The sequence below is a fragment of the Ruania suaedae genome (genome assembly GCF_021049265.1).
Taxonomy (GTDB): Bacteria; Actinomycetota; Actinomycetes; order Actinomycetales; family Beutenbergiaceae; genus Ruania; species Ruania suaedae.
Genome location: NZ_CP088018.1, coordinates 3,385,788 through 3,410,627, shown reverse-complemented (window position 1 = coordinate 3,410,627; position 24,840 = coordinate 3,385,788). Strand labels below are relative to the sequence as shown.

General features: G+C 70.5%; 14 protein-coding genes. 7 read left to right on the top strand and 7 right to left on the bottom strand.

Annotated elements, in window-relative coordinates; genetic code table 11:
- Nucleotides 1-17: 17 nt before the first annotated feature.
- The gene (locus LQF12_RS15725; RefSeq protein ID WP_231053840.1) at nucleotides 18-3,485 is read left to right on the top strand and encodes a bifunctional proline dehydrogenase/L-glutamate gamma-semialdehyde dehydrogenase; all 3,468 of its coding nucleotides are present in this window, start codon (nucleotides 18-20) and stop codon (nucleotides 3,483-3,485) included.
- A 30-nt stretch (nucleotides 3,486-3,515) separates the two neighbouring features.
- Nucleotides 3,516-5,015 (top strand): sodium/proline symporter PutP, encoded by a 1,500-nt coding sequence (gene putP, locus LQF12_RS15720; protein WP_231053839.1) that lies wholly within the window; start codon nucleotides 3,516-3,518, stop codon nucleotides 5,013-5,015.
- Here the strand turns inward: putP and LQF12_RS15715 are convergent.
- The gene (locus LQF12_RS15715; protein WP_231053838.1) at nucleotides 4,999-6,315 is read right to left on the bottom strand and encodes a BNR-4 repeat-containing protein; all 1,317 of its coding nucleotides are present in this window, start codon (nucleotides 6,313-6,315) and stop codon (nucleotides 4,999-5,001) included. The two genes, putP and LQF12_RS15715, sit on opposite strands and share 17 nt — an antisense overlap.
- Nucleotides 6,316-6,613: 298 nt before the next feature.
- Between LQF12_RS15715 and LQF12_RS15710 the strand changes: the two genes are divergently transcribed.
- A complete protein-coding gene (locus LQF12_RS15710; protein ID WP_231053837.1) occupies nucleotides 6,614-7,027 on the top strand; it encodes an Hsp20/alpha crystallin family protein in 414 nt (137 codons plus the stop codon).
- Nucleotides 7,028-7,093: 66 nt separating this feature from the next.
- On the opposite strand, the gene LQF12_RS15705 is transcribed toward LQF12_RS15710, so the two are convergent.
- The gene (locus LQF12_RS15705; RefSeq protein WP_231053836.1) at nucleotides 7,094-7,315 is read right to left on the bottom strand and encodes a heavy-metal-associated domain-containing protein; all 222 of its coding nucleotides are present in this window, start codon (nucleotides 7,313-7,315) and stop codon (nucleotides 7,094-7,096) included.
- Between the two features lie 16 nt (nucleotides 7,316-7,331).
- Nucleotides 7,332-7,658 carry a metal-sensitive transcriptional regulator gene (locus LQF12_RS15700; RefSeq protein ID WP_231053835.1) on the bottom strand — a complete coding sequence of 109 codons (327 nt, stop codon included), beginning with the start codon at nucleotides 7,656-7,658 and terminating at the stop codon, nucleotides 7,332-7,334.
- A 193-nt stretch (nucleotides 7,659-7,851) separates the two neighbouring features.
- On the opposite strand from LQF12_RS15700, the gene LQF12_RS15695 reads away from it, so the two are divergent.
- The 4 genes from LQF12_RS15695 to LQF12_RS15680 all read left to right on the top strand — a co-directional run bounded on the left by LQF12_RS15695 (nucleotide 7,852) and on the right by LQF12_RS15680 (nucleotide 12,055).
- Entirely contained in the window at nucleotides 7,852-8,964 is a 1,113-nt protein-coding gene (locus LQF12_RS15695) for a DUF2330 domain-containing protein (RefSeq protein WP_231053834.1), read from the top strand.
- Between the two features lie 119 nt (nucleotides 8,965-9,083).
- Nucleotides 9,084-10,067, top strand: a complete 984-nt coding sequence (locus LQF12_RS15690) for a hypothetical protein (protein ID WP_231053833.1) — start codon at nucleotides 9,084-9,086, stop codon at nucleotides 10,065-10,067.
- A 91-nt stretch (nucleotides 10,068-10,158) separates the two neighbouring features.
- Complete coding sequence (locus LQF12_RS15685) at nucleotides 10,159-11,082, top strand: Ppx/GppA family phosphatase (RefSeq protein ID WP_231053832.1); 924 nt, start codon at nucleotides 10,159-10,161, stop codon at nucleotides 11,080-11,082.
- Nucleotides 11,083-11,272: 190 nt separating this feature from the next.
- A complete protein-coding gene (locus LQF12_RS15680; protein WP_231053831.1) occupies nucleotides 11,273-12,055 on the top strand; it encodes a type II CAAX endopeptidase family protein in 783 nt (260 codons plus the stop codon).
- 166 nt (nucleotides 12,056-12,221) lie between these two features.
- Here LQF12_RS15680 and LQF12_RS15675 read toward each other — a convergent pair whose 3' ends face one another.
- The 4 genes from LQF12_RS15675 to LQF12_RS16470 all read right to left on the bottom strand — a co-directional run bounded on the left by LQF12_RS15675 (nucleotide 12,222) and on the right by LQF12_RS16470 (nucleotide 24,751).
- Nucleotides 12,222-15,230, bottom strand: a complete 3,009-nt coding sequence (locus LQF12_RS15675) for a discoidin domain-containing protein (protein WP_231053830.1) — start codon at nucleotides 15,228-15,230, stop codon at nucleotides 12,222-12,224.
- A gap of 127 nt (nucleotides 15,231-15,357) precedes the next feature.
- Nucleotides 15,358-20,601 carry a bacterial Ig-like domain-containing protein gene (locus tag LQF12_RS15670; RefSeq protein WP_231053829.1) on the bottom strand — a complete coding sequence of 1,748 codons (5,244 nt, stop codon included), beginning with the start codon at nucleotides 20,599-20,601 and terminating at the stop codon, nucleotides 15,358-15,360.
- 132 nt (nucleotides 20,602-20,733) lie between these two features.
- The gene (locus tag LQF12_RS15665; RefSeq protein ID WP_231053828.1) at nucleotides 20,734-22,692 is read right to left on the bottom strand and encodes an ABC transporter ATP-binding protein; all 1,959 of its coding nucleotides are present in this window, start codon (nucleotides 22,690-22,692) and stop codon (nucleotides 20,734-20,736) included.
- Nucleotides 22,685-24,751 carry an ABC transporter ATP-binding protein gene (locus LQF12_RS16470; RefSeq protein WP_290370706.1) on the bottom strand — a complete coding sequence of 689 codons (2,067 nt, stop codon included), beginning with the start codon at nucleotides 24,749-24,751 and terminating at the stop codon, nucleotides 22,685-22,687. The genes LQF12_RS15665 and LQF12_RS16470 overlap by 8 nt, the downstream gene beginning before the upstream one ends.
- Nucleotides 24,752-24,840 lie beyond the last annotated feature (89 nt).

The window sequence follows — 24,840 nt, the reverse complement described above, 5'->3', positions numbered from 1 at the left end:
AGAGCGGAGGAGGACCGGTGGGCGAGACGGTGGAGCCGACGAGGCCGACGGAGCCGGCGGCGGCGATCGATGACGCCCTGGCGCAGGATGCCATCGCCCTGGTGCGGCGGTGGCTGGCGAACAGTACCGACCATCCGGTCGACCCGGCGGCTCAGCGCCTGGCCACGATCCTGCGGGACGAGAACGGCCTGGCGTTCACCCTGGGTTTCGTCGACGACGTCATCCGGCCGGAGGACAACCGCGTGGCCGCCCGGGCGCTACGCGGCCTGGTGCCGCTCACCCCGCGCCTGTTGCCCTGGCACCTGCGCGCGGCGATCCGCGCCGGGGGTCTTGCCGGCCGCGTGGCCCCGGGGGTGGTGGTGCCGGCTGCTCGCGCGGTGCTGCGCCGGATGGTGCGCCACCTCATCGTCGACGCCGGTGACCGCAGGCTCGGTCGGGCCATCGCCACCCTCGCAGGCAAGGAGCACGGGGTCCGCCTCAACATCAACCTGCTCGGTGAGGCGATCCTCGGGGACGAGGAGGCCCGGCGCCGGGTGGCGGGGACCGCCCGGCTACTCGCCCGCCCGGACGTCGACTACGTCTCGATCAAGGTCTCCTCGACCGTGGCCCCGCACAGCCCCTGGTCCTTCGACGACGCCGTCACCCACGCCGTGGACTCGCTGCTGCCCCTCTTCCGGCAGGCCCGGGACGCGGGTGGGACGTTCATCAACCTCGACATGGAGGAGTACAAGGACCTCGACCTCACCGAGGCGGTGTTCACCACCCTGCTGGACACCGAGGACCTGTGCGACCTCGAGGCCGGCATCGTGCTCCAGGCGTACCTACCGGACGCGCTGGGTCTGATGATGCGCCTGCAGACCTGGGCCGCTGAGCGCGTAGCCCGCGGTGGTGCCCCGATCAAGGTGCGCGTGGTCAAGGGCGCCAACCTGCCGATGGAGCGCGTGGACGCCGAGAGCCACGGCTGGCCGCTGGCCACCTGGGGCAGCAAGCAGGAGACCGACTCCTCCTACAAGGCTGTGCTCGACTACGCCCTGCGGCCCGATCACATCGGTGCCGTGCACGTCGGTCTCGCGGGCCACAACCTCTTCGACATCGCCCTGGCGTGGTTGCTGGCCCAGCGGCGCGGCGTCACCGACGGCCTGGAGCTGGAGATGCTGCTCGGCATGGCCACCGCCCAGGCGGCCGCCGTGCGCGCGGACGTCGGGCAGCTGCTGCTCTACACCCCGGTGGTGCACCCGCGCGAGTTCGATGTGGCGATCGCCTACCTCGTGCGACGCCTCGAGGAGGGCGCCTCGCCCGAGAACTTCATGTCCGCCGTCTTCGATCTGGACACACCGGATCTGTTCGAGCGGGAGAAGCAGCGCTTCCTCGACTCCATCGCCACCATCCCCACCGAGGTGCCGCAGCCCCACCGGAACCAGGACCGCTCCCAGCCCGTGGCCCCCAGCCACGACTCCCCGCGCCGTTTCGTCAATACTCCCGACACCGATCCCGCGATCGCGGCCAACCGCGCCTGGGGCGAGGCGATCCGCGCCCGGATGCCGTGCAGCACGCTCGGCACAGACACGGTCGAGGGGTCGCAGATCGAGACCCCCGATCAGCTGCAGCAGGTGATCGACGGGGCCATCGAGGCCGGCGAGGCCTGGCGCGCGCTCGGAGCGGAGCGGCGGGCCGAGATCCTCCACCGCGCCGGTGACGTGCTCGAGGCCCGCCGCGCCGATCTGCTCGAGGTGATGGGCTCGGAGTGCGGCAAGGTGCTCGCCCAGGGCGACCCCGAGGTGAGCGAGGCCATCGATTTCGCCCACTACTACGCCGAGCGCGGCCGCGAGCTGGACGCGGTGGAGGGCGCCACCTTCGTGCCCGATCGCCTGACGGTGGTCACGCCGCCGTGGAACTTCCCGGTGGCCATCCCTGCCGGCTCCACCCTGGCGGCGCTCGCGGCCGGGTCCGCCGTGATCATCAAGCCCGCCCCCCAGGCCCGGCGCAGCGGTGCGGTCATGGTCGAGGCACTGTGGGAGGCCGGGGTGCCGCGGGAGGTGCTGCGCCACGTGCAGCTCTCCGAGGGCGACCTGGGGTCCCGGCTGATCGGCCACGAGGGGGTCGACCGGGTGATCCTCACCGGGGGGTACGAGACCGCCGAGCGGTTCCGCGCGATCCGGCCCGACCTGCCGCTGCTCGCCGAGACCAGTGGGAAGAACGCCCTCATCGTCACCCCCAGCGCCGACCTCGACCTGGCCGCACGGGACGTGGCGGCCTCGGCCTTCGGGCACGCGGGCCAGAAGTGCTCGGCCGCCTCGCTGGTGATCCTGGTGGGCAGCGTGGCGACCTCCGAGCGTTTCCGGCGCCAGCTCCTCGACGCCGTCACCTCGATGCCGGTGGGCCAGCCGTGGCAGGAGCAGACCCAGGTCGGCCCGCTGATCGGGCCCGCGGAGGGCAAGCTCCTGCACGCGCTCACCACCCTCGAGCCGGGGGAGCGGTGGCTGGTGGAGCCGCAGCGCCTCGACGACGCCGGTGCGCTGTGGCGCCCCGGGGTCCGCGAGGGCGTCCGGGCGGGCTCGCCCTTCCATCTCACCGAGTACTTCGGCCCCGTCCTGGGCGTCATGACGGCGGCCTCGCTCCCCGAGGCCATCGACCTCGTGAACCGGATCGAGTACGGACTCACCAGCGGGCTGCACTCGCTCGACCCGGCCGAGATCGAGACCTGGCTGGCCCAGGTGCAGGCCGGCAACGTCTACGTCAACCGCGGCATCACCGGCGCGATCGTGCAGCGCCAGCCCTTCGGCGGCTGGAAGAAGGCCTCGGTCGGGGCGGGCACCAAGGCCGGCGGGCCGAACTACCTCACCGGTTTCGGCGCCTGGACCGACGCCCCCGTGTCGGTCTCCGGGGCATCCGACGCCATCAGCCGCCGGGCCCTGGATGCCGCCGCGGATCTGCCGGCCGCCGATCGTGACTGGCTGGCGGGGGCCCTCACCACCGACGAGGCGGCCTGGGCCGGCGAGTTCGGCATCGTGCGCGACGCGACCGGGCTCGCCAGTGAACAGAACGCCTTTCGCTACCACCCGGAGCCGGTCACCGTGCGCTTCGAGAGTGAGCGGCACGTCGAGCTCCTGCGGGTGGTGGCCGCTGGCGCGCGCTCGGGTGCGCCGGTCACCGTCAGCGCGGCCGCGCCCCTGCCACCGCCGGTGGCGGACTACGTCGCCCAGGTGGCCGACCTCCGGATCGCCGACGGCGCAGCCTGGGCCGCGCACGCACGTGACCTGGCCGAGACGGGCGGGAGGATCCGCCTGATCGGTGGCTCCGCCGTCGAGCTGGCCTCGCTCACCCAGGGATCGCCGGCCGTGGCGCTGTACACCCACGAGGTGGTCTCCGCAGGCCGGATCGAGCTGCTGACCTTCCTGAAGGAGCAGGCGGTCTCGATCACCGCTCACCGGTTCGGCACCATCCGGCGCTACGACATCCCGACGGTGACCACGCAGCCCGCGTAGTCTCAGCTACAACCCCATGAAAGGACGACGATGTCCGATCAGACGTATCTGTACATCGCACTGGCCCTCTATTTCGCCGGCATGATCGCGATCGGCGTCTTCGCGGCCCGCAACACCAAGGACCACGAGGACTACATGCTCGCCGGGCGCAACCTGCCGCCCTGGGCGGCGGCGCTCAGCGCCGGCGCCTCCGACATGTCGGGCTGGCTGGTGATGGGATTGCCGGGGGCGATCTACGTCTCCGGCCTCATCGATGCCTGGATCGCGGTGGGTCTGACGATCGGCGCCTACCTGAACTGGAAGTTCGTGGCACCGCGGCTGCGCGCCTACACCGAGGTCTCGAACAACTCGATCACGATCCCCAGCTTCCTGGAGAACCGCCTCAAGGACTCCTCCCGGCTGCTGCGCATCGTCTCGAGCCTGATCATCCTGGTGTTCTTCACCCTCTACATCAACTCCGGCATGGTGGCCGGCGGGGTGTTCTTCGAGAGCTCTTTCGGGTCCAACTACCACCTCGGCCTCGCGCTGGTGGCTGCGGTCACCTTGAGCTACACCCTGTTCGGCGGGTTCCTCGGTGCGTCGCTGACCGACGTGGCGCAGGGCCTGATGATGATGACGGCACTGCTGGTGGTCCCGGCGCTGGCCATCGTCAGCCTGGGCGGTTTCGCCGAGATGGGACCGGCGCTCGCCGCGGCCGGACCCGATCATCTCCAGGTCTTCGGCGGCGCCGCCGTGACCGGCGGCGTGCTCATCGGGATCATCTCCTCCCTCGCCTGGGGTCTGGGCTACTTCGGCCAGCCGCACATCATCGTGCGTTTCATGGCCCTGCCGAGCCCGCAGGCGGCCACCTCGGCCCGGCGCATCGGGATGACCTGGATGGCGCTGTCGATGATCGGTGCCGTGGTCTGCGGCCTGGTGGGTGTGGCCTACTTCGAGCAGACCGGGAACAGCCTCGACAATCCCGAGACGGTCGTGCTGGTGATGGCCCAGCTGCTGCTGCACCCCCTCGTGGCCGGTTTCGTCCTCGCGGCGGTGCTCGCAGCGATCATGAGCACCATCTCGAGTCAGCTGGTGGTGTGCTCCTCCGCGCTGGTCGAGGATCTGTACAAGGTGGTCCGCCGGGATGCCCCCTCGCCGAGGCACCTGACGGTGCTGGGCCGTGCGTGCGTGCTCCTGGTCGCGGTCGTGGCGGCGTTGATGGCGCTGGTCCCCAACGACACGATCCTGGGCCTGGTCTCCTTCGCCTGGGCCGGGTTCGGCTCCGCGTTCGGTCCGATCGTGCTGTTGAGCCTGTTCTGGCGCAACCTCACCCACTGGGGTGCGCTGGCCGGGATGGCCACCGGCGCCGTCATCGTGTTCACCTGGGGCTTCCTGGGCACCGGTATCTACGAGCTCCTGCCCGGATTCCTCGGCTGCCTGCTGGTCGCGGTGGTGGTGAGCAAGGTGACCTACCTGCGCAACGACAACATCGACCGCGAGTTCGCCGAGACCGACGAGCTGCTGGCCGGCGACGTCAAGGTCGAGTCGTGAGGAAGCCGACCACCGCGCAGTCGTAGTGCTGCGACGCCGTCATCGAGCCACGGAACCAGGTGACGGCGAGGGTGGTGGGATCGCCGGGGACCACGATCGGGCGCAGGTTGTCGGCGCCCGAGTCCTCGGTGACGGGCGTCCAGGACCAGGTGGCTCCGCCGTCGGTGGTGCGTCCGTGGAAGATCTCGTGGTGTGCCAGGGCGGCGCCGTCACGCGGGTCGACCGGGGCGGACAGGTACAGCGAGTCCAGGTCGTAGGGATCGATCGAGACCAGGCCGGTGTAGTCCTGCTCGTGTGGGAGCAGGTTCGCCCCGGCGGGGGCGAGCTCGCGGACCCGCCAGGCTGCGCCGTCGTGACGGGCGTAGACGAAGCGGTGGTCGGCGTAGTTGCTGTTCTCCGGCTGATCGTGGGCGCGGGCGGTGAGCACGGCCGCCAGGTGGCCCGCCTGGGTGCCCCGGCCCTGCCGGATGTCGGTGGTCCAGGCGTGGGTCAGCGGCGAGTCGGTCAGCGTGGTGCCGGTGGCCAGCAGCGTGGTCAGCTCCACCTGCGAGGGCGCCGCGGGGGAGAGGACCTCGGCGTCCATGACCGTGCCGGCCGAGTCGTGCAGGGCGCCGGCGGCGATGTAGCCGTGGTAGATCGAGTTGTCGTAGTCGCGCGGGTGGTGGTCGGTGGTGATGAGGTCGATGCGGTCGATGCCGTTGGAGGCGTAGCGCGTGTAGCCGTTGACGTAGCCGATCTTCGGGCGGGTCAGCAGCTTGCCGCCGTAGCGGAAGGTCTCGCCGTGGTCGTCGCTGATGAGGATCGAGGGGTCGTCGTTGACCGCCCGGGCGAAGGCGTACAGGCGGCCCTCCTCGGCGAGGTAGTGCAGGTTGGAGTAGGTGGCGCCGCGGCCCTCGGTCAGCTCGGTCCAGTCGAAGGTGCGCTCCGGGCCCCATTCGGTGGCATCGTGCGGGCGGGTGGAGATGCGCCAGCGCTGGAAGTTGTCAGTCTTGTGCTTGGTGTACATCGCCAGGTAGCGGCCGTCCGGGCGGATCCACAGCGCCGGATCGTTGTGGTCGTCCGCCTCGAGGTTGGCGTGCAGCACCACGATCTCGGAGGCACCGGTGCTCAGGTCCACCACGGCCAGCTCGATGTTGCCGGAGCGGTTCTGGCCGCCCGGCCCCTCGGATGCGGCGACGGAGCCGATCAGCATCGTCTGTGCGACGGGATCGATCAGGGAGCGCTCGTCCTGGAACCAGCACCAGGCGCCGTTGTCGTTGAAGGTCTGGATCTGGACCGTCTGGATCTGCTCTGAAGCCATGGAGGGTGATTCTGCCAGGCGGGACGCCGCCTGGATAGCGGTTACCGGAGGTGGTGCCGCCGGTGCGCTGCCCGGATCGACACGGGAGCGTCAGTCTGCGGGGCGACGGTGCCGCAGACTGACGGAGCCGTGTCGGTCCGGTCGTGGACGCCTTGGTGTTCGCCTCGATGTTCACCTTGAGCGAAGGCGACTCAACTCTGGGAACAGGAGGGCCGCCGTCGCCGTTGGACGGGGTGTACGGCGGATCTCCCGCCGAGTGCCCTTGGCCCCACAGGCCACCGACCACAGGAGGACTGCGATGAACCTGATGTTCGATCCCTTCCGCGACTTCGACCGCCTCTCCGGCCGCGGCCCGCGGTGGATGCCGATGGATCTGTACCGCGCCGGGGACGAGTTCGTCGTCGACATCGATCTGCCGGGCGTCGCGCCCGACTCGATCGATCTCGACGTCGACGGCAATGTGCTCACCGTGCAGGCCGAGCGCACCGTCGCCCAGCCCGACGGCGGCAAATGGCTCGCCCAGGAGCGCCCCTCGGGCTCCTACCGGCGCCAGCTCACCCTCGGCGAGGGTCTGGACGCCGAGGCGATCAGCGCGAACTACGCGCACGGTGTGCTGACGTTGCGGATCCCCGTGGCCGAGCGCGCCAAGCCGCGCAAGATCGAGGTGCAGACCAGCGACGCCGCGACGACGCCGCAGGTCGAGTCGGCCTGACGGCCGGCCTCACCCACGGGCGCCCGGTGCGACCATCGCACCGGGCGCCTGCATGTGTGGTGGAGGTCAGCGGATGGCGGTGACCTCGTAGCCGGCCTCGTCGACGGCGGCCCGGATGGCGGCCTCCTCGAGCGAGGTGCTGGAGGTGAGGGTCACCGGCGAGGGGGTGCCGGCCCGGAGGTCGACGCTGACGTCGGTGACGCCGTCGATCTCCTGGAGTTCCTCGGTGACGTGGGCGACGCAGTTGCCGCACGTCATGCCGGTGACCTCGATCGTGGTGGTGGTCATGGGGATCCTCTCGATTTCAGGAACGGACGAGCCGGGCGATGGCGGCGCTGGCTTCCTCGACCTTCTCCGCGCCCTCCTCGGGAGAACGCCGGGCCGCGTCGACCACGCAGTGCGCGAGGTGATCGTCGAGCAGCCCGAGGGCGACGGCCTGCAAGGCCTTCGTGACGGCGGAGATCTGCGTGAGCACGTCGATGCAGTAGGTATCGCTCTCGACCATTCGGGCGATCCCTCGCACCTGGCCCTCCACCCGCCGCAGTCGCTTGAGGTAGGCCTCCTTCTCCGGGGTGTACCCGTGGGAGGTCGCCTCGACGGGGGCGTCGGGCGCCATGGTCTGCTCGGTCATCGGAGTGCTCCCCTGCATCGCCGCTTGGTCACGCCTCATGGTACCCCCGGTGGGTATCGTCTGTCACGACGCGGGGCTCGCTGTGCAGGTCCTGTGCAGGGCGGACAACGGAATGGTCACGATCGCCTCGGGCAAGGTCTCGATATGGCATCGAGCCCGGTTTCGCGCCGATCGCTGCCCTACCGTAAAACGTATGACGACGCTCCGGGGCCCCCGCACTCGCGGCAGCTCTCTCATTCGTCGGACCGTCGCCACGGCCGGCCTCGCGCTCGGCCTCACGTCCGGGCTGGTGCTCGTGCCCGAGCCCGCCGAGGCCTGCGGCTGCGGCGCGGCCGTGGCCGAGGAGGGTTACGACATCGCTGTCGGCCGGGAGGAGGCGGTCGTCGCGTGGGACGGCGAGACCGAGCAGATCGTCCTCCAGCTGGACATGCTCTCCCAGGCACCGGAGGGGGCCCTGCTGATCCCCACGCCCTCGCCCGCGGAGGTCGAGCTCGCCGATCCGGCGGTCTTCGCACGCCTCGAGCAGATGATCGCCCCCCGGGTGGAGGTGGACTACCGCTGGTGGCCGGAGAGCGGCGCCGGTGGCGCCTCTGCTGACGAGGCGTCGGCGGCGGGGTCGACGGTCGACGTCATGAGCTCCGTGACGCTGGGTCCGCTCGAGGTGAGTGTGCTCTCGGCCAGCGATGCGGACGGGCTCTCCGAGTGGCTGGACGCGCACGACTACGTCATGGGTGACGCCGTCGCCGAGGCCCTGCTTCCCTACGTGTCCGAGGGGTGGTTCTACGTGGCGGTGCGTATCGACCCGGACTCGCAGGCGCTGGACGGCGAGATCCAGCCGCTGCACCTGACGTTCGACTCGATGGCGCTGCTCTACCCGATGCGCATCTCGGCCGCGGCCACCCAGGAGCAGTTCGTGCGCACCTATGTGGTGACCGACCAGCAGGTGCAGCGCACCGACCCCACCTGGGACGACGCCACGGGAGAGCGCCGGTATGCGGGGCCGCTCGAGCAGGAGGCGGGCGACGAGACCCTTTCCTGGCTGGCGACCGAGGGCGCCTACCTCACTGTGTTCGACCAGCGCTTCACCGATCCCGGGGAGCAGATCGTCTCGGACTTCACCTTCGCGCCGGCCCCGGAGGCAGGCGACCACCGCGAGGTCGCACACGTGGTCCGGATGCGCGAGATCCTGGGTCTGCCGGCCGGGCCGGTGCTGGTGGGGCTGGGTGGAGCGGGGGTGTTCATCGCTCTGGTGGTTCTGGCTGTGGTGCGGGGGCGGCGAGCGGAGCGCGGCGCATCCGGTGCATGAACGGGATCGCGTGAGAGTTCCGTGACCCTTGTGGGATGGACCACATCTTTGGTTAGGTCGACCTGACCGAGGTGAGCGACCAGTCCTTGGACCGACGACGTTCCACACGAGGAGAGACGATGAAGCGGATTCTTGCTGGTGCGCTGGGTGCGGTTGCCCTGGCGTCGACGACGATGCTGACGGCGATGCCGGCCAGTGCGGCGCTGACCACGCGGTGTGTGGGTGAAGGCGGTGCGGTGACCGTGCCGGGTGATCTGGTGGTCCCCTCGGGCCAGACCTGTCTGCTGTCGGGGACCACGGTCGCCGGTGATGTGCGGGTGGCCCAGGGTGCGGATCTGATCGCTTCCGAGGCGACCTTCGAGGGCCGGGTGGTGGGCGCGGCGGATGCCTATGTGGAGCTGACCGACTCCTCGGTGGCCGGTGAGGTGCGGCTGGTGGATGCCTTCGGCGGGTTGATCGAGCGCAGCGAGGTCAGCGAGCGGGTGCTGGTGCGGGAGAACTCCTCCGACTACACCTTCGCGCTGGTGCTCGAGAGTGACCTGGGCGCGGATCTGGTGGCGCGGGGTGGTGAGGTGTTCGTGGATCAGTCGCAGATCACCGGGTCGGTGAACTCGCGCGATTCGCGTTACACCGACGTCTACGCCAGCTTTGTCGATGGTGATGTGCGGGTGCAGACCGCCTCGGCGGGGTCGCTGCTGTGCCAGGCCAGCGTGCAGGGCGTGGCGGTGCTGCGCGACAACGCCGGGACGGTGCAGATCGGTGCCGATGGTCCGGGTTTCCCGTGCGAAGGCGGCTCCTACGTGGGTGGCAACGTCGTCGCGGAGGGCAACACCGGCGGGGTCTACGTCGACGACGTGATCATCAACGGCCGGTTGCGGGTGGCCGAGAACGACCCGGCCGCCGTCATCGGCGACGGTGTGATGGCTCGCGGGGGCGTCGTAGGGGAGAGCGCCGAGGAGGCGGCGGTGTCGCTGATGGAGCGCTCGGGTCGGTCGGCCGGGCCGGCGCAGTCGCGTGATCAGGCGTTGCAGGAGCGGGTCGCCGAGCGCCAGGGCGAGGCGCGGGCGGAGGCCGAGCAGGCCGGCGCAGCCGACCTCGGCTGATCACGTGCGCGCGGACGGGTCCCACCTCGATCGGGGTGGGACCCGTCCGCATGTGGGCCGCCGCGGGCGCCGGGCCTCCTACGATGGCGGAATGCGACTGGGCGTCCTCGACATCGGCTCGAACACCATCCACCTGCTCGTCTTCGACGTCGTCCGTGGCGCCCGGCCGATCCCGGAGGTGGACGAGCGGGTCTCGATGCGGCTGATGCGCTACCTCTCCGACGAGGGGGAGATCGTCGGCGAGGGTAAGGCGGCACTGCTCGAGGCCGTGGACGGGCTGATGGAGGTCACCCGCACCCACGCGGTGGACGAGACGCTCGTGATCGTGACCTCCGCGATCCGGGAGGCGACCAACGGTGAGGAGATCCTGGCAGAGATCCGCTCCCGCCTCGACGGTGACCTGCAGGTGCTCTCCGGAGCCGAGGAGGCCGAGCTGACCTTTCTCGCCGCCCGGCGCTGGTATGGCTGGGGCGCCGGCCAGCTCCTCGTGCTCGATATCGGCGGCGGCTCGCTCGAGGTGGCGGCGGGGATCGACGAGATTCCCGACGTCTCGGAGTCGGTCCCGCTCGGAGCCGGGCGCCTCACCCGGGCGTACCTGGAGAGCGACCCGCCGAAGAAGAAGGAGCTCAAGGCACTGCGCTCGGCCATCCGCAGCCAGCTCAAGCCGCTGGTGGCGCGGGTGAGCGCCCGTTCGGCGCCCGATCATGTGGTGGCCACATCGAAGACCTTCCGATCGCTGGCCCGGCTCGCCGGCATGTCGGTCAACGGCTACGGGCCGGATGAGCGCTGGCAGATGAGCACCAGCCAGCTCGAGGACTGGGTACCGCGGCTGGCGAAGATTCCCGCGGAGCAGCGGATGGAGCTGCCGGGCGTCACCCCGGAGCGGACCTACCAGATCGTCGCCGGAGCGGTGGTGGCGGTGGAGACGCTGCGTGCGTTGGAGGTCGAGCGGATCGAGATCTGCCCCTGGGCGCTGCGCGAGGGGGCGCTGCTGCGTCGGCTCGATCACCTCTGAATCGCCACTGACAAGCAGAACGCGGAGCGTGCCAGATGTGGCACAGACCCGGCCCCGCCCGGCAGTGCGTCCGATGAGAGTCCACTCGGGGCCCATCAAGGGATGGCGTGGAGCGCGTCACCACGGCGCCGGCCCTGGCATGCAGCGGGATGGGAAGGACTGCGACTGCCGCCGCGCTAGCCTGTACCTCGTGCCCGTCGAGACCACCGCCCCACCGGCGGGCCCCCGTCAGCGTCCGGTCCTGTTGCTCACCACGTGGTCGGTGCTCCTGGTAGCGTCCGCGGCGATCGCTCCGTGGGCACAGAGTGCGCTCGGTGTTCCCTACGACGTCGTGTCGCTCGTGATGTTCGCGCCCGCGCTCGCATGCGCGATCGTCCTCATTCGTCCGGCGTGGCTGGGCAGCTGGTGGCCTCGCGCGACCGCGCGTCGCGTTCTCGGTGCCGCCTCGATCGCGGGGCTGGCTGTGCTTGCTTTCGCCGGATGCTTGATGCTCGTGTCGGGACGCACGCCCACATGGCCCCCGAGCGATCTTGTGGTGCCGGTCGGTGTGTTTCTGGGCCTGCAGACGATCGGGGTCCTGTGCGAGGAAGTCGGGTGGCGGGGTCTTGTGCAGCGAGCCGGCGAGAGGTTTGCCCGTCCCTCGGTCGTGTCGGCTGTCGCGGGGTTTCTCTTCGGCTCCACTCATCTCGGATACTGGTCGCTCGGCCCTCTCCCAGTCCTCGTGTTCGCGGTCACCGCAACGCTCATGAGCCTCACCATCACGTCGATCTTCATCGGCAGTCTGTGGCAACGGATGATTCCCGCGGTCATCGTGCATCTCGGCGTGAATTTCTCAGTGCTCGGTCTCGCTCAGCAGGACGAGCCGCTCGCCACGACGAGTGCCGCGCTGGCGGCGGCAGCCGTCATGCTCGCTCTCGTCGTGGGCCTCAAGGGTGCGTTCCGCCAACTCTCGCCTCACCGAACCCACGCATGAAGGTCACCCACGTGCTCTCCGGCGTCTCCTGAACCACTGCTCTGGACCGGGGGCCGCTACTGCGTCGGCTCGACCACCTCTGACACCACAACGACGGGTATACCGCCATCCAGTGCGTAGGGAGCGCTGGTTGGCGGTATACCCGTCGATGGTGTCCCGTCGCAGCTCAGCCGATGCTGCGGTGACGTCGCACGATCAGCAGTGCGCCGGCGAGCAACAGCGCGAGTGCCAGGACGGCGATAGCGCCTACGGTTGCCCCCGTCGTTGCCAGCTCGTCCTCGCTGTCACTGTCGCCGGTGGCGCCGTCGGCGACGTCGTCCTCGATCGGGTCGTCCCCGCTCTGGGTGTCCTCGCCGGGATCGGTGGGGCTCGGGTCCGTGCCCGGGTCGGTGCCCGGATCCTCGTCCGTCTCCGCGGCCTCGATGACCACCGACTCCGACCGGAGGGTGAGCGCATCGACGAAACCGGCGGCCGTGGCGGAGACCTCGACGCTCAATGCACCGCCGGCCTCGTCCGGAGCCGGGGTGTAGGTCGCCGCGGTGGCACCGTCGAGGGGCTCCTCGTCCAGGTACCACTGGTAGCCGAGGGCTGCGTCGGCCGGGTCCACCGTCACCTGCGCTGCCGTCTCGGCACCGGCACGAGCTGCCCCGTCGAGCGTGACGTCCTCGACCACCGCCTGGCGCGCCACCTCCACGGTGTAGATCGACTCGGTCCCGTCCTCGGCGACGACGGCCACCGAGCCCACGCCGTCGGCCTGCGCCGGCTGGGTGATCGTCACCGACGCCGATGCGGCCGCGGTCGCGGCGAGGGTCGGATAGGCCGATCCCTGCACGAGCACCTCGTAGGAGGAGACGTCGGGGTCGAACCCCTCGACCGCGAGGCCGTCGAGCGTGAGCTCACGCAGGGTGGCGTCGTCGGAGAGCGGTTGGGCTGCCGGAATCATCACCTCGGAGATCTTCAGGTAGGAGCCCGGGGTGTCGATCACGAGCCGGATCCCGGTGGCTGTCACCGGCTCGAACTCGATCGAGGTCTGCTCGCCGTTCTCGGCCGGCGCCACGGTAGCGGCGCTGGTGGCGGACCACTCGCCCGTCACGGCGTCGCGGTACTCCACGGTGACCCCGCTCGGGGCGCCCTCGACGTTGGTCAGGCCCACCTCGCCCACCAGCAGCGGACGCGCGAACTCGCTCGTGAACGTCGCCTCGCTGGGGTGACCCGAGTTGGACGCCCAGGTCGACCAGGAGGTCGACTCGTCGCCGTCGCACGCGTTCGCGGCGGGGAACGTGCCCCAGTCGGTCTGGTGGAACGAGGCTGAGACGGTGGTGCCGGGCAGCCGGCACGCGTCCATCACGTCCCCGACCACGACGGCCGCCTCCACGTAGCGTTCGTCGAGGTCGGCGGTCCCGCCCTTGCCGCTCACGTGACCGGAGATCCGGTAGGTGCCCGGGGTCAAGAAGTCCGCACCGGCCAGATCCCAGTCGGCGGTGACATCGGAGAAGCTCCGGTCGCCGGCGCTCACGTCGAAGGTGGGGTCGAAGTCGCTCCCGTCGCCGGGCTCGACCCGGAACACCAGCGGCTCAGCGGGCTCCAGTGGGTAGTACAGGCTCTCGTTCCGCGGGTCGAACGACCCGACGTTCTCCACCGTGACCGAACGGGCCTCGGTGTCCACCTGGATCGGCGCCCACACGTAGCGGGACCGCTCGCCGGCCGAGCCGTTGGACTCGGTGATCCACCGGTCGCCCATGTAGATGAACTGTCCCGCCTCCTGGTCGACGGCGATGGCGAAGGTGGGCTGGGAGTCGAAGCAGCGCGCCGGGCTCGCCGTCCCGACGTCGTCCCGGGAGGCCAGGCCCACGCAGGGGTTGGCGATCTCGATGCGTTCCCATTGGCCGCTGGTGGGGTGGCCGTTGTTGTTCCCGACGACGGCCTCGGTGTCGGTGATCATCGACGGAGACCGGTAGGCCACCACCGGAGTCGAGGCCCAGCCGTCGGTACCGGAGGTGATCATGTAGTAGTAGCCGTCGTACTTCAGCACGCTGGAGGCCTCGCGGCTGAAGTCGGGAAGTACCCGGTTGCTGAAGTCCTCACCGAGCTCCGCGTCACTGCCCTCGGCCAGGGGTCCGGTGTACTCGGCGTTCAGCCGGGAGACGTACATCCACTTGTTCATCTCGGAGGAGTAGACGACGTAGGCGTCGTCGGCAGCGGGATCGACCGTACGCTCGCCCGCGTCCTGGAAGACGGTCATGTCCCGTGAGTCGCCCTCGCGGCCGGCGTTCGGCACATCCTCGGCCCAGTTCATCTTGGTGGTGTTCACCAGGGTGAAGGGACCCCACGGGGTGTCGGAGGTGGCGAAGCCGACCTCGGCGCGCGAGTACCTCGAGCCGATGTCCTGATTCTCCCGCCGGCCGCCGTCGCGCACCCAGTCGATCAGGTCGGGGCTGCTCGCGAGCGGACCGTCGGCGTGGTAGATGATGACGAACTTCCCGGTGAGCTCGTTGTAGAGCATCTTGGGGCGTTCCATGATGTTGATGTTGCCGTTGAGGCGGTAACTGGCGTTCGCGAGGTTCTCCTCGTCGTACTCCGCCGCGATCCCGGCGTCCTCGTCGGCCCAGGCGGTGACATAGGGCTCGATGAACGCACGGGCGTCGTCGATGTCCTCCTGGGAGATCTCGGGCGTCGGCGCGGTGAGGTTCGCCGTCGCCTTGATCTCCTCGACCCGCTCCGGGTCGACCTCGACGGCGGTGCCCTCGTCGTTGACCTGCAGCGTGAAGTGCTGGTGGCTGGGGAGCACCAGGCCCATGTCGTGCCAGGAGACGAGGTCGGTCGACCAGTACCCGCGGACACCGTCGACCGGCCGGGTCGCGTTCGTCTTGTCCTCGCCGTACCAGAGGTAGACCTGCTGATCGAGGGTGCCGTCACCGGTGATGTCGAGCCCGACGACCTCCTCGTCCACCTCGACCACGGAACCGCCGTGGGCCTTGATCGGGTTTCCGTCGACGTCGGTCCAGACCGAACCGTCCGGGGCAGGGATCGCCGGCTCGGCGGCGATCTCGGGTGCGCCCTGGGCCTGGGCGGACCCGGTCCACAGGGTGGCGACGAGGGCGAGCAGGGTCCCGGCGCCGAGGGCGCGACGGGCGGTGCGGCGGCGGGATGGCCTGGTGGTCGCGAGAGCGTTCATGGGGGACTTTCTGGGGTCGGGTGCGGCGCTGGGCCGCGGGGTGCCCCGGAGCAGGGCACAGGGAAGGCAGGGGAGAGGCAGGCCGGACTCGGCCCGGGTCCAGATCAGGACCCGGGCCGAGTCGGGATCAGGCGATGCTGCGGTGACGCCGCACGATGAGCAGTGCGCCGGCGACCAGCAGGGCCAGGGCCAGAGCGATGAGGCCACCCACGGCGGCGCCGCTGACGGGCAGCTCGCCTTCGCCGGCTTGGTCGTCGGTCTGGTCGTCGGACGGATCGCTGTCGGAGTCTGCATCGGAGCCGACCGAATCATCGGAGCCGGCGTCGGAGCCGTCAGTGCCGCCGTCGGAACCGGCGTCAGAACCATCGGCCCCGCTGTCGGAGCCGGCGTCGGAACCGTCCGAACCACCGTCAGCTGCGCCGTCGGAGCCGGCGTCGGAGCCGTCCGAACCACCGTCAGCTGCGCCGTCGGAACCATCGGCCCCGCCGTCCGATCCGCCATCACTACCGCCGTCCGAACCGTCGGACTGCTCGACCACGGTCACCTCGAACGTGGTGGAGGCGACGTCGCCGACCGCCCGGGTGTGCAGCGGCGGCGCGGTCTCGGTGTAGAGCACGCCGATCTCCTGCACGCCGAGGGTCTGCGAGTCGTACCCGGTGATCGCCAGCGCGTCGTTGTCCAGCACCGTCTCCACGCCGTCGGAGTAAGAGGCGGTGACCTCGAGCCCGGTCAGGTCGAGCTCCTCGCCCTGGGCGTACTCCACCTGGTCGGGAGCGCTCGTGACCTCGATGCCGGTCAGCGCAGGCTCGGCCTCGGCCACACCCACCCAGCTCAGCATCGGGGACTGGCTGCTGGTGTTGCGCAGCGTCAGCGTCACGGGACCGTCGGCCTCCAGCTCGACGTCGTACTCCAGCAGCGCACTCGGGGAGCCGGAGTCCAGGGTCACCGAGTCGACCACCTGCTCCTCGCCGTCGTAGCTGAGCACGACGTCCGCGGTGCGGGCGTTGTCCGCCCACCAGGAGTGGCTCCCGGCCGCGAGTTCGTACTCACCCGCAGGCAGGGTGAATGTGTACGACAGCTGCGAGCCCTCGGCGTTCGAGGTGTACATGCCGGTGGTGGTCAGCTTGCTGTGGACGCCGTCCACCGGCGCCTTGAAGCTGACCTCGGCCGAGCCGCCGGCGTTCTGGCCCGCGTGACCCCAGTCGCCGTCGAACGGCTGGTCGGGGGTCTCATTGATCAGATCGCCCGCCGCGTCAGCGATGACCTCCCACGACGGCGAGGTGGATCCGAGCGAGGCCTCGGTGCCGTTGATGTCGGCGAAGGCCACCACGCCCGAGGGAATCACCTCGACCGTGGCGGGAATGCTCGCTCCGCCGTACTGACCGTTCACCGTGACGCCATCCCATGCCTGGGAGACGTCGACCTCGGCGGGCCACTCGACGGTGATCTCCCGCGTGCTCTCATCGGTGAGCGTGACCGTCACCGTCTCCGGCAGCTCGGGCTGGATGCCCACGAGCGTGGCCACCCGTACGTCCTCGACCGAGTCGATCTGGTCCCACAGGGGGGCCTGCGCGGCCCGCAGCCGGTCAGCGAGCTGGGCGGCGCCCTCGGCTCCCAGACCGTATCCGGCCGGGTCGGACACCGCGGCCTGCGCGGAGGAGATCGCGTGCTGCAGCGCCTCCCAGCCGGCGTCGGTGAAGTCGTCCGACCGCTCGATCTGCTCGGCGCGCGTGAGCAGCTCGGCCAGACCTTGCGTGCTCGCGGGCTCGGCCGGGGTCTCGGTGTGCACCGCGACCGCGTCGACGGTCAACGACCCGGAGACGAGCTCCAGGCTGACCGTGTGCTCCTCGTGAGGCAGTCCCCGAAGCGAGTACATCTGCTCGAACTGACCGCTGGCCTGCGTGCCGGCGGCGGCCTCGACGAGCTCACCGTCCACCCGCACCTCGAACCGCGCCGATCCGTTGTTCTGGCCCAGCACGTCCAGTCCGGACCCGGTGAAGGTGTACGCCACCGTGGCGCCCGGCTCGGAGGTGCGCGAGGTGGTGCGCTGGTACTCGTACATGCTCGCCGTCACGGCGTGGTCCCAGCTGCCGGAGTAGACCAGCTGCGTGCCCGGCGGGTCGCTCAGGTCGGTCATCTCCAGGTCGTCCAGGTACTCCCCGTAGTAGGGCAGGTAGGAGTCGACCGGCTCGATGGACAGGTTGTCGAACTGGGTGTGGTGGAAGCCGCTGGCCAGATCGACCCACCCGGAGCGGATGGGCGCCGGGTCGGTCCAGTCGAGCACCTGCTCGCCGTTGATCCAGCCGGTGATCTGATCGCCGGCCACCTGCAGGGACAGCTCGTGCCAGGCCTCGCCGACATCCTCGGCGGACCCGACGGAACCGGAATCGGCCACCGAGCCCATCCGCAGGAACTGCCAGTCACCGTCACGGTCCAGCCGCAGCACGTACGGCGTGGTCCCCAGGCTCTGGGAGTTGTCGCCGCCGCTGGAACGGGCGCCGACGGCGGCGTAGTTGCCCTCGGTCGTCTCCCGCTCGAAGCGCACGTCGACCGTGGCGCGGTAGTTGGTCCACCGGCGGTCACCGATCGCGGTGATCGGGTCACCACCGTTCCAGGCGCCACCCACTCCGGTCGCCTCGCGGTCGAGCTGCTGGCGCAGCACCCACTCCTCGCCGTCCAGGTAGGCCTCGAAGGCGCCGTTGCGGTCCCAGGTGTAGAGCGGGATCGCGCCGGTCTCGCCGCCGCGGGCCTCCACGAACGGGTCGGTCCCGGTGCCGACCTGGCCCTCGGCGGTCAGCTGCGGGACGGTGCGGTCGGTGTAGTCGAAGTCGTCGGCCCACAGCACGCCGTCCTCGGAGCCCTCACCCAGCACGGTGCGCTCCCCCTCGACGGGCAGCGGGTCGGTCCAGCCCTCGTCACCGGTCACGTCCAGGGACGTCACCGTGGTCATGGAGAAGGGTGCCACCTCGACGACGTAGGCTCCGCCGTCGGACGTGGCGTCCGCCCGACGCTCCTTGTAGTTCGCGTTGAAGGCCTCGCCGTCCTCGGCGGCGCGGGTCTCCCACACCGCCAGCGGTGCGCCGTCGAGGCCGAAGCCCTCCGGGCTGAGGCGGTAGGTGAGGGTCTCCTCGGAGTCGTTGACGATGACGGTGGAGAAGTCGGAGCCGTCCGGAGCGGCGAGGGTGAGGTAGTTCGGGTCACCATTGCGCCCGACCACCGGGTTGGTGCCGGTGGCTCCGGACGCGCTGGCCTCCGGCATGGCCCGCCAGATACCAGCGGTGTTGTCGGCGTTCTCCCAGCCGGTCACGGCGAAGTTGGAGAAGTGCTGCAGCACGGCCAGGCCTGCGTCGTAGTGCATCCACCCCGACCACGGATCGCGGGCGCTGACGAGCTCCTTGAAGGAGTACTGCCCGCCCTCGTAGAACGAGCCGATCGCCGGCTGGTAGATGAAGTGGGTCCGGCGCGAGTTCACGAAGCCCTTGACGATGGTGTTGGCCATCTCCAGCGAGCTGTACGCCCCGCCGATCCCGGTGCCGGGCACGGTCGGGTCCGCGGTGTTGTTGTTCGGGCGGAAGGCGGTGTTGGAGAACGTGGCCTGGGCCTCGCTGTTCCACACCTGCATGTCGAACTCCTCGGCGAGGCGGGTGAAGTTGCCGTTGCCGTCGTCGTTGGTGTTGTAGTGGTACGCCGCCGCGCCCACCGCCTCGCGCAGGTCGGCGTCGGCGATGATCTCGTCTCCGAACGTGCCGATGCCGACCTCGTCGGAGATCACGGTCTGGATCTGGTGGAACAGGTCGGCCTCGCCGTCGCGGAACCCCGCCAGGGTGGGGTCGTCGCTGACGTAGCCGGTGGTGTCGGTGGCGAGGCGCTCGGCGTACTCCTCGGTCCACGCCAGGTCGGCCTGGTGCTCGTTCACGCCCGGGTTGACGTAGTCGACCATGTAGCCGTACTCGCGGTAGGCCGCCAGGATCGTGTTCTTGTACCAGGTGTAGATGTCGTCGTTGCCGTCCACCCAGGCCGGTGCGTTCCAGCGGAGGATGGAGACCTGCAGGTCGGGGTTGACCGCGAGGGCGTCGGCAGCCAGCTGGAAGCCCGGGTGGCGGGTGACGTTCGCCGGCTCGTCCTCGGTGCGCATGGTGGCCACGTCGGAGCCGGTGGAGTTGTTGCGGTCGTTGCCCATCTCGATCTTGACGTGGTTCATGATCGGGTGCTCACCGGCGAACAGGATCCGGATCATCTCGGCGTAGGCCTCGGGGTGCTCGGCCTTGTAGTCCAGCAGCACGGCACTGGTGCTGTTGGCCGTCAGGGTGCCGAAGCCCTTGAAGGTGAGGCCGTTGACGTTGTCGGCCGCGATGTCGGCGGCGTCGATGGCCACGTCGACGTACTCGGGCACGGCGTCGACGGCGCCCTCGATGACATCCTCGGCGTCGCCCTCGGCGATGGCGAACCAGCTCAGCACCGGGGCTTCGCCACCGGTCTGCTGGTAGGTCAGGGAGACCTCCGTGGCGCCGTCGGGGATCGTGAAGGCGCTGGTGTCCTGGATCGGCTCGGGGCTGTTGGCGGCTGTGCTCACCGCCACGCGGCCGAGGGTCTGGGACTCGTCCGCGCCGTCGAGCTGGTAGCTCAGGGTCGGGTCGATCTGGCGGTTCCTGGACTGCCCGGCGGCGTAGAACTCGTAGAAGCCGCTGGTCAGCGTGTAGGTGCCCGGGTCCAGGTCGAGGCGGTAGTCGATGTGGTCGCTGTTGGTGCGGGCGCCGATCTCGTACTTGCCGAAGGTCGACAGGTCGGTGCCGGCCGCGGGGTCGCCGCCGGGCACGGTGAGCTTGTAGTCGGTGGGCAGGTCGTAGGTGTAGCCCCAGGTCGCGTCGTCGGCGAAGCGCTGGTCCGGCACCTCGTTGCGCAGCGTGCTCAGGGTTTCCACGGCGGTGTGGGCGGGGGAGTCGACGCTGTCGGCCGACCACCACTGGTTCTGCGAGTCGCCGGCGTGGCCGGCGTCGACGAAGTACGTCAGCGGGTACTCGGCCGGGGGGACGACCTCCACGACGGCGGTCACGGGCTCGCCGTCGGCCGTGCCGCTGACCTCGACGGTGCTGTACGGCAGCGCGAAGGTGTCCGCGCCGATGTCCCAGGTGACCTCGTGGTCGGTGCTGCCGTCCGAGACGGTCTCCGGTAGCGAGGTGTCCTCGGCGCTGTCGGCACCGAGGTACGCGGCTGCGGTCACCGGGTCGAACGGCGCTGCGGCAGCGGGTGCTGCGATCAGCGCCGAACCGACGAGGGCGCCGATCACCAGACCGGCGGTTCGCCTCCGCAGTGCGGGGGCGGCGGGCGCGGCACCGGGGATCGGTGCAGGTGCGCTCGGCATCGAGTGCATGGGGCTCCTTTGCTCTGCCTTGATCTACGACCATGAATGCAATCACGCCATATCGATCAAAACAAGCAAAGAGGGCGACTCGATCACGAATCGATCATGCCCGCCCTCTTCAGGAGCATGGAGTGCTCGGCGTCAGGACGTCCAGGCCCGCCACAAGGACGCATACGCCCCGTCGGCAGCCATCAGCTCCTCGTGACTGCCGAGTTCGGCGATCCGGCCATCGATCACCACCGCGATCCGGTCGGCGTCGTGCGCGGTGTGCAGCCGGTGCGCGATCGCCACCACCGCCCGGCCCTCCATCAGCGCCGACATCGATCCCTCGAGCGTGCGGGCGGTGCGGGGGTCGATCAGGCTGGTGGCCTCGTCCAGCACCAGCGTGTGCGGATCGGCCACCACCAACCGGGCCAGGGCGATCTGCTGCGCCTGGGCGGGGGTGAGCCGGACCTTCCCCGAGCCCACCAGCGTGTCCAGGCCCTCCGGCAGCCGCTGGACCCACTCCCAGGCACCGGTGGCGCCCAGCGCCTCAGCCACGGCGTCGTCGTCGGAGTCCTCCCGTGCCAGGGTGACGTTGTCCCGCACTGATCCCACGAAGACGTGGTGCTCCTGGGTGACCAACGCGACTTCGGTACGCAACCGGTCCAGCGGCAGCTCCAGCAGCTCCACGCCGCCCACCGTGACCGAGCCGGTGCGGGGGCCGTTGATACCCGCCAGCAGCCGCCCGAGAGTGGACTTGCCGGACCCGCTCGGGCCGACGATCGCGAGCCGTTCGCCGGGCTGCAGGTCCATGTCCACCCCGTGCAGGACGTCGTGGCCCTCGCGGTAGGCGAACCGAAGGTCGGTGCCGGTCAGGGTGATGCCCTCGGGGACGGCCTCGCCCGGCTCGCGGTCCTGCGGGACCGCGGCGATCCCGAGCAGACGGGTGGTCGAGGCCACGCCTACCTGCAGCCGGTCGACGTTGGCGATCAGCCGGTCGAGCGGTTCGACGACGGCCTGGATGTAGAGGATCGCGGCGGTCAGCTGCCCCAGGCTCACCCAGCCGTTCGCGTAGCCGACTCCGCCGAGCAGCAACGTCCACACCAGCGGGGAGTTGTAGGCGAAGTCGATCACGATGAACAGCAGGTTCCGCAGGCTCATCGTGTACCGCTCGGCCTGCGCCGAGACCTCGATGTCCTCGTCGCCCAGCGCGCGGCGCCGGTCCCCGAGTCCGAAGGCCTCCACAGTGCGTGCGCCCTCGACGGTCTCGGTGAGCGTGGAGTTGATGTCGGAGTAGGTCTTGCCCTCGGTGATGTAGCCGGCCGGGGCGCGCTTGAGGTAGCGGGTGACCGCGAAGGCCAGCGCTGGCACCGACAGCAGCAAGGGCAGGGACAGCAGCGGGGAGTTGTAGACCATCGCGCCGAGGGTGAGGATCACCGTCACCAGTGCCACCACCGCCTGGGGCAGTCCCCAGCGCACACTCTCGCTCATCGTGCCCACATCGCGGGTCACCCGCGTGACCAGGTCGCCCGTGCTGGCGCCCTCCACGGTGCTCAGCGGCAGTCGCAGCACCGTGTGGACCACGTACTCGCGGGCGGCGGCGAGCAGGTCCTGGCCGAAGACAGCCGAGATCGCCCGCGCGGCGAAGGTCAGCGTGGCCTGCACCACCACCACCCCGGCCACCGCCAGAGCTAGGGAGTTGAGGGTGGCCATCGCCGTGGTGCCGGCAGCAGCGTTGTCGACCAGGCGCCGCAGGATCTGCGGCACCACCAGCCCCGCCACCGCGGCGAGGGCGTGCAGCACCAACAGGCCGATGAGGATCCGGCGGCGCCCGGCGAGCAGCTCCTTGAGGAACGCCCAGACGACAGGCCCGGTGGCCACCGGCAGCCCGCGTTCAGGGTGGCGCGAGCTCTCAAACGTCTCGTGGGCGCGGCGTTCGCGCAGCAGGTGCCGGCGTCGCCAGGCTGCCAGGCGCTCGCGGACGGGGCCGGTGCGGGGCGGGCGCAGCTCGTCGGGCACCGCCGGACCCGGGCTCGACTCGGCCCAGGTCTGCGCCGATCCGGGCAGGGCGGCCGCGGGGTCGGTGCCGGCGCCGGTGCCGTGGTCGTGCTCAGACATCGCGCACCTCCTGCGTGCCCTCACGGATGATGGCCTGGGTGTCGGGATGACCGGGGCTGCCCAGGTGCAGCGGTCCGGTGCCGTGGGCGCCGTCGGGGACGTGCTCGTGATGGCTCGGGGCCTCTGCGGTACCGGGGGCGTCAGGAGCCTCGGGGGCCTCGGCGTCCCCCAGTGGCTCCGGCTCGTCCTCCATGCTGCGCACCACCACCCGGCGGTAGGCGGCGCTGGACGCCAGCAGCCCGGCATGGGTGCCCTCGGCCGCCACGGTGCCCCCGGCCAGCAGCACCACCCGGTCGGCGTGGTGCAGCAGCAGCGGCGATACGGAGGTGATGATCGTGGTCCGCTCCCGCCGGTGGGCGCTGAGGCGCTCGGCGATCCGGGCCTCGGTGTGGGCGTCGACGGCGGAGGTCGGCTCCACCAGCACCAGCACCTCCGGATCGGCCGCCACCGCGCGGGCCAGCACCAGCCGCTGCCGCTGCCCGCCGGACAGGCCCCGCCCTCGCTCGTCCAGGTGTCCTTGCCAGCCGCCGGGCAGGGCGTCGTAGACGTCCTCGGCGGAGGCGACCAGCATCGCCTGCTCCGCCTGCGCCCGCGTGAGCCGGCCGTGTGGGTCGAGCGCCTGCTGCAGGGTGCCGCCGAAGACCATCGCCGCAGTATCGGAGACCAGGATGCGCTCGCGGACCTCGCTCAGGCGAGCCTGGGAGAGGTCGACGCCCCCGACCGTGACGCCCCACCGCCGTCGTGCGCGGGCGGCGTCCCGTTCGGCCTGCGCGCGCCGGGCGGCGAGCCGTTCGGCGCGGGTCTGCTTCGCCCGCCGGCCCTTGACGCCCTCCTCGAGCTCGGCGCTGACCGGTTCGGCCTCGGTGGGCAGGTACCGCCCGAGCCGGTCGGCCAGGGCGGCGCTGTCGTCCGGGAGGTCCGAGACCACGACCGTCAGCTCGCCCGGGTGCGCGGTGAAGCCCGTGGCCTCGTCGTGGATCGGCGCGTGGGCGGGCAGCGTCGCGGTGGTCTCGGGCTCCTCCCAGGGCGGCTGCTGCTCCAGCAGGGCGATGGTCTTGCGCGCCGAGACCAGGGACTGCACCCACTTCTGGACCAGCTCGAAGAACGTGTAGATCGGCACGACCATGAACACCGCGTAGCCGAAGAAACTGATCAGCTCGCCCACCTGCAGCTCCCCGCGGGCGACCAGCCGGGTGCCGAACCAGGTGAGCATGACCAGGAAGAGCCCGGAGAACAGGGTGCCCACCGCCTCGACGGCGCCCTGCCAGATCCCGGCGGCCACCCCGGCTTTGCGCACCAGCTGGGACTGGCGGGCGTAGTTGCGCCCGAAGGTGCGCTCCCCGCCGATGCCGCGCAGGATCCGCAGCCCCGCGACGATGTCGGTGGCCAGGGAGGTCAGCTCGGAGGAGCGGCTGCGCTCGGTGGCCTGGCGCCGGTGCAGCGGTCGCAGCAGCGGGGTCGCCACGAACACCAGCACCGGGCCGGCGGCCAGGGTCAGCAGCCCCAGCGGAACCGAGGTGCTCAGCACCAGGGCGACGACCACGAAGTAGGCGAACAGGGCGGCTGCGGCACGGCCCACCACCTCGCTGAGGGCGCCGTACTTGTCGGAGTCGGAGGAGGAGACCGAGAGGATCTCCCCGGTCGGCAACCGCTGCGGAAGCACGTGGCCCATCTGGGTGGTCTTGCGGGTGACGAGCTTGGTGGTGCGGTAGAGCGCGTGCAACCAGCCGTGCACGGCGTAGGTGTGCATCAGCACCCCGACCGAGGCCCCGACGGCGATGATCCCGAGCAGGATCATCGACCAGGTCAGCAGCCCGTCCCAGGAACCGGCGGTGATGCCCTCGTCGACGGCGCGGCCCACGAAGTACGGTCCCGCCGCTCCGGGCAGGAAGACCAGCATGCCGGTGACGAACATGCCCACCATGGCGTAGGCCTGCTTGCCGAGCAGCCAGAACAGGAACCGGGCGGGGCTGCGGGTGTCCGGGAACGCGCCGCGGACCGAGGCGGTGGCCTCGGGGCGGGTGGGGTAGGGCGCCACGTCCGGCGGGAAGTCGTGCACGAGAGATCAGCTTAGGCTTCTCCGCCGACATCGGTGCCGTCTTTTTCCTCGTGGCGCAGGTTCGGGCCGGAGACGGTGGTGAATCGTTT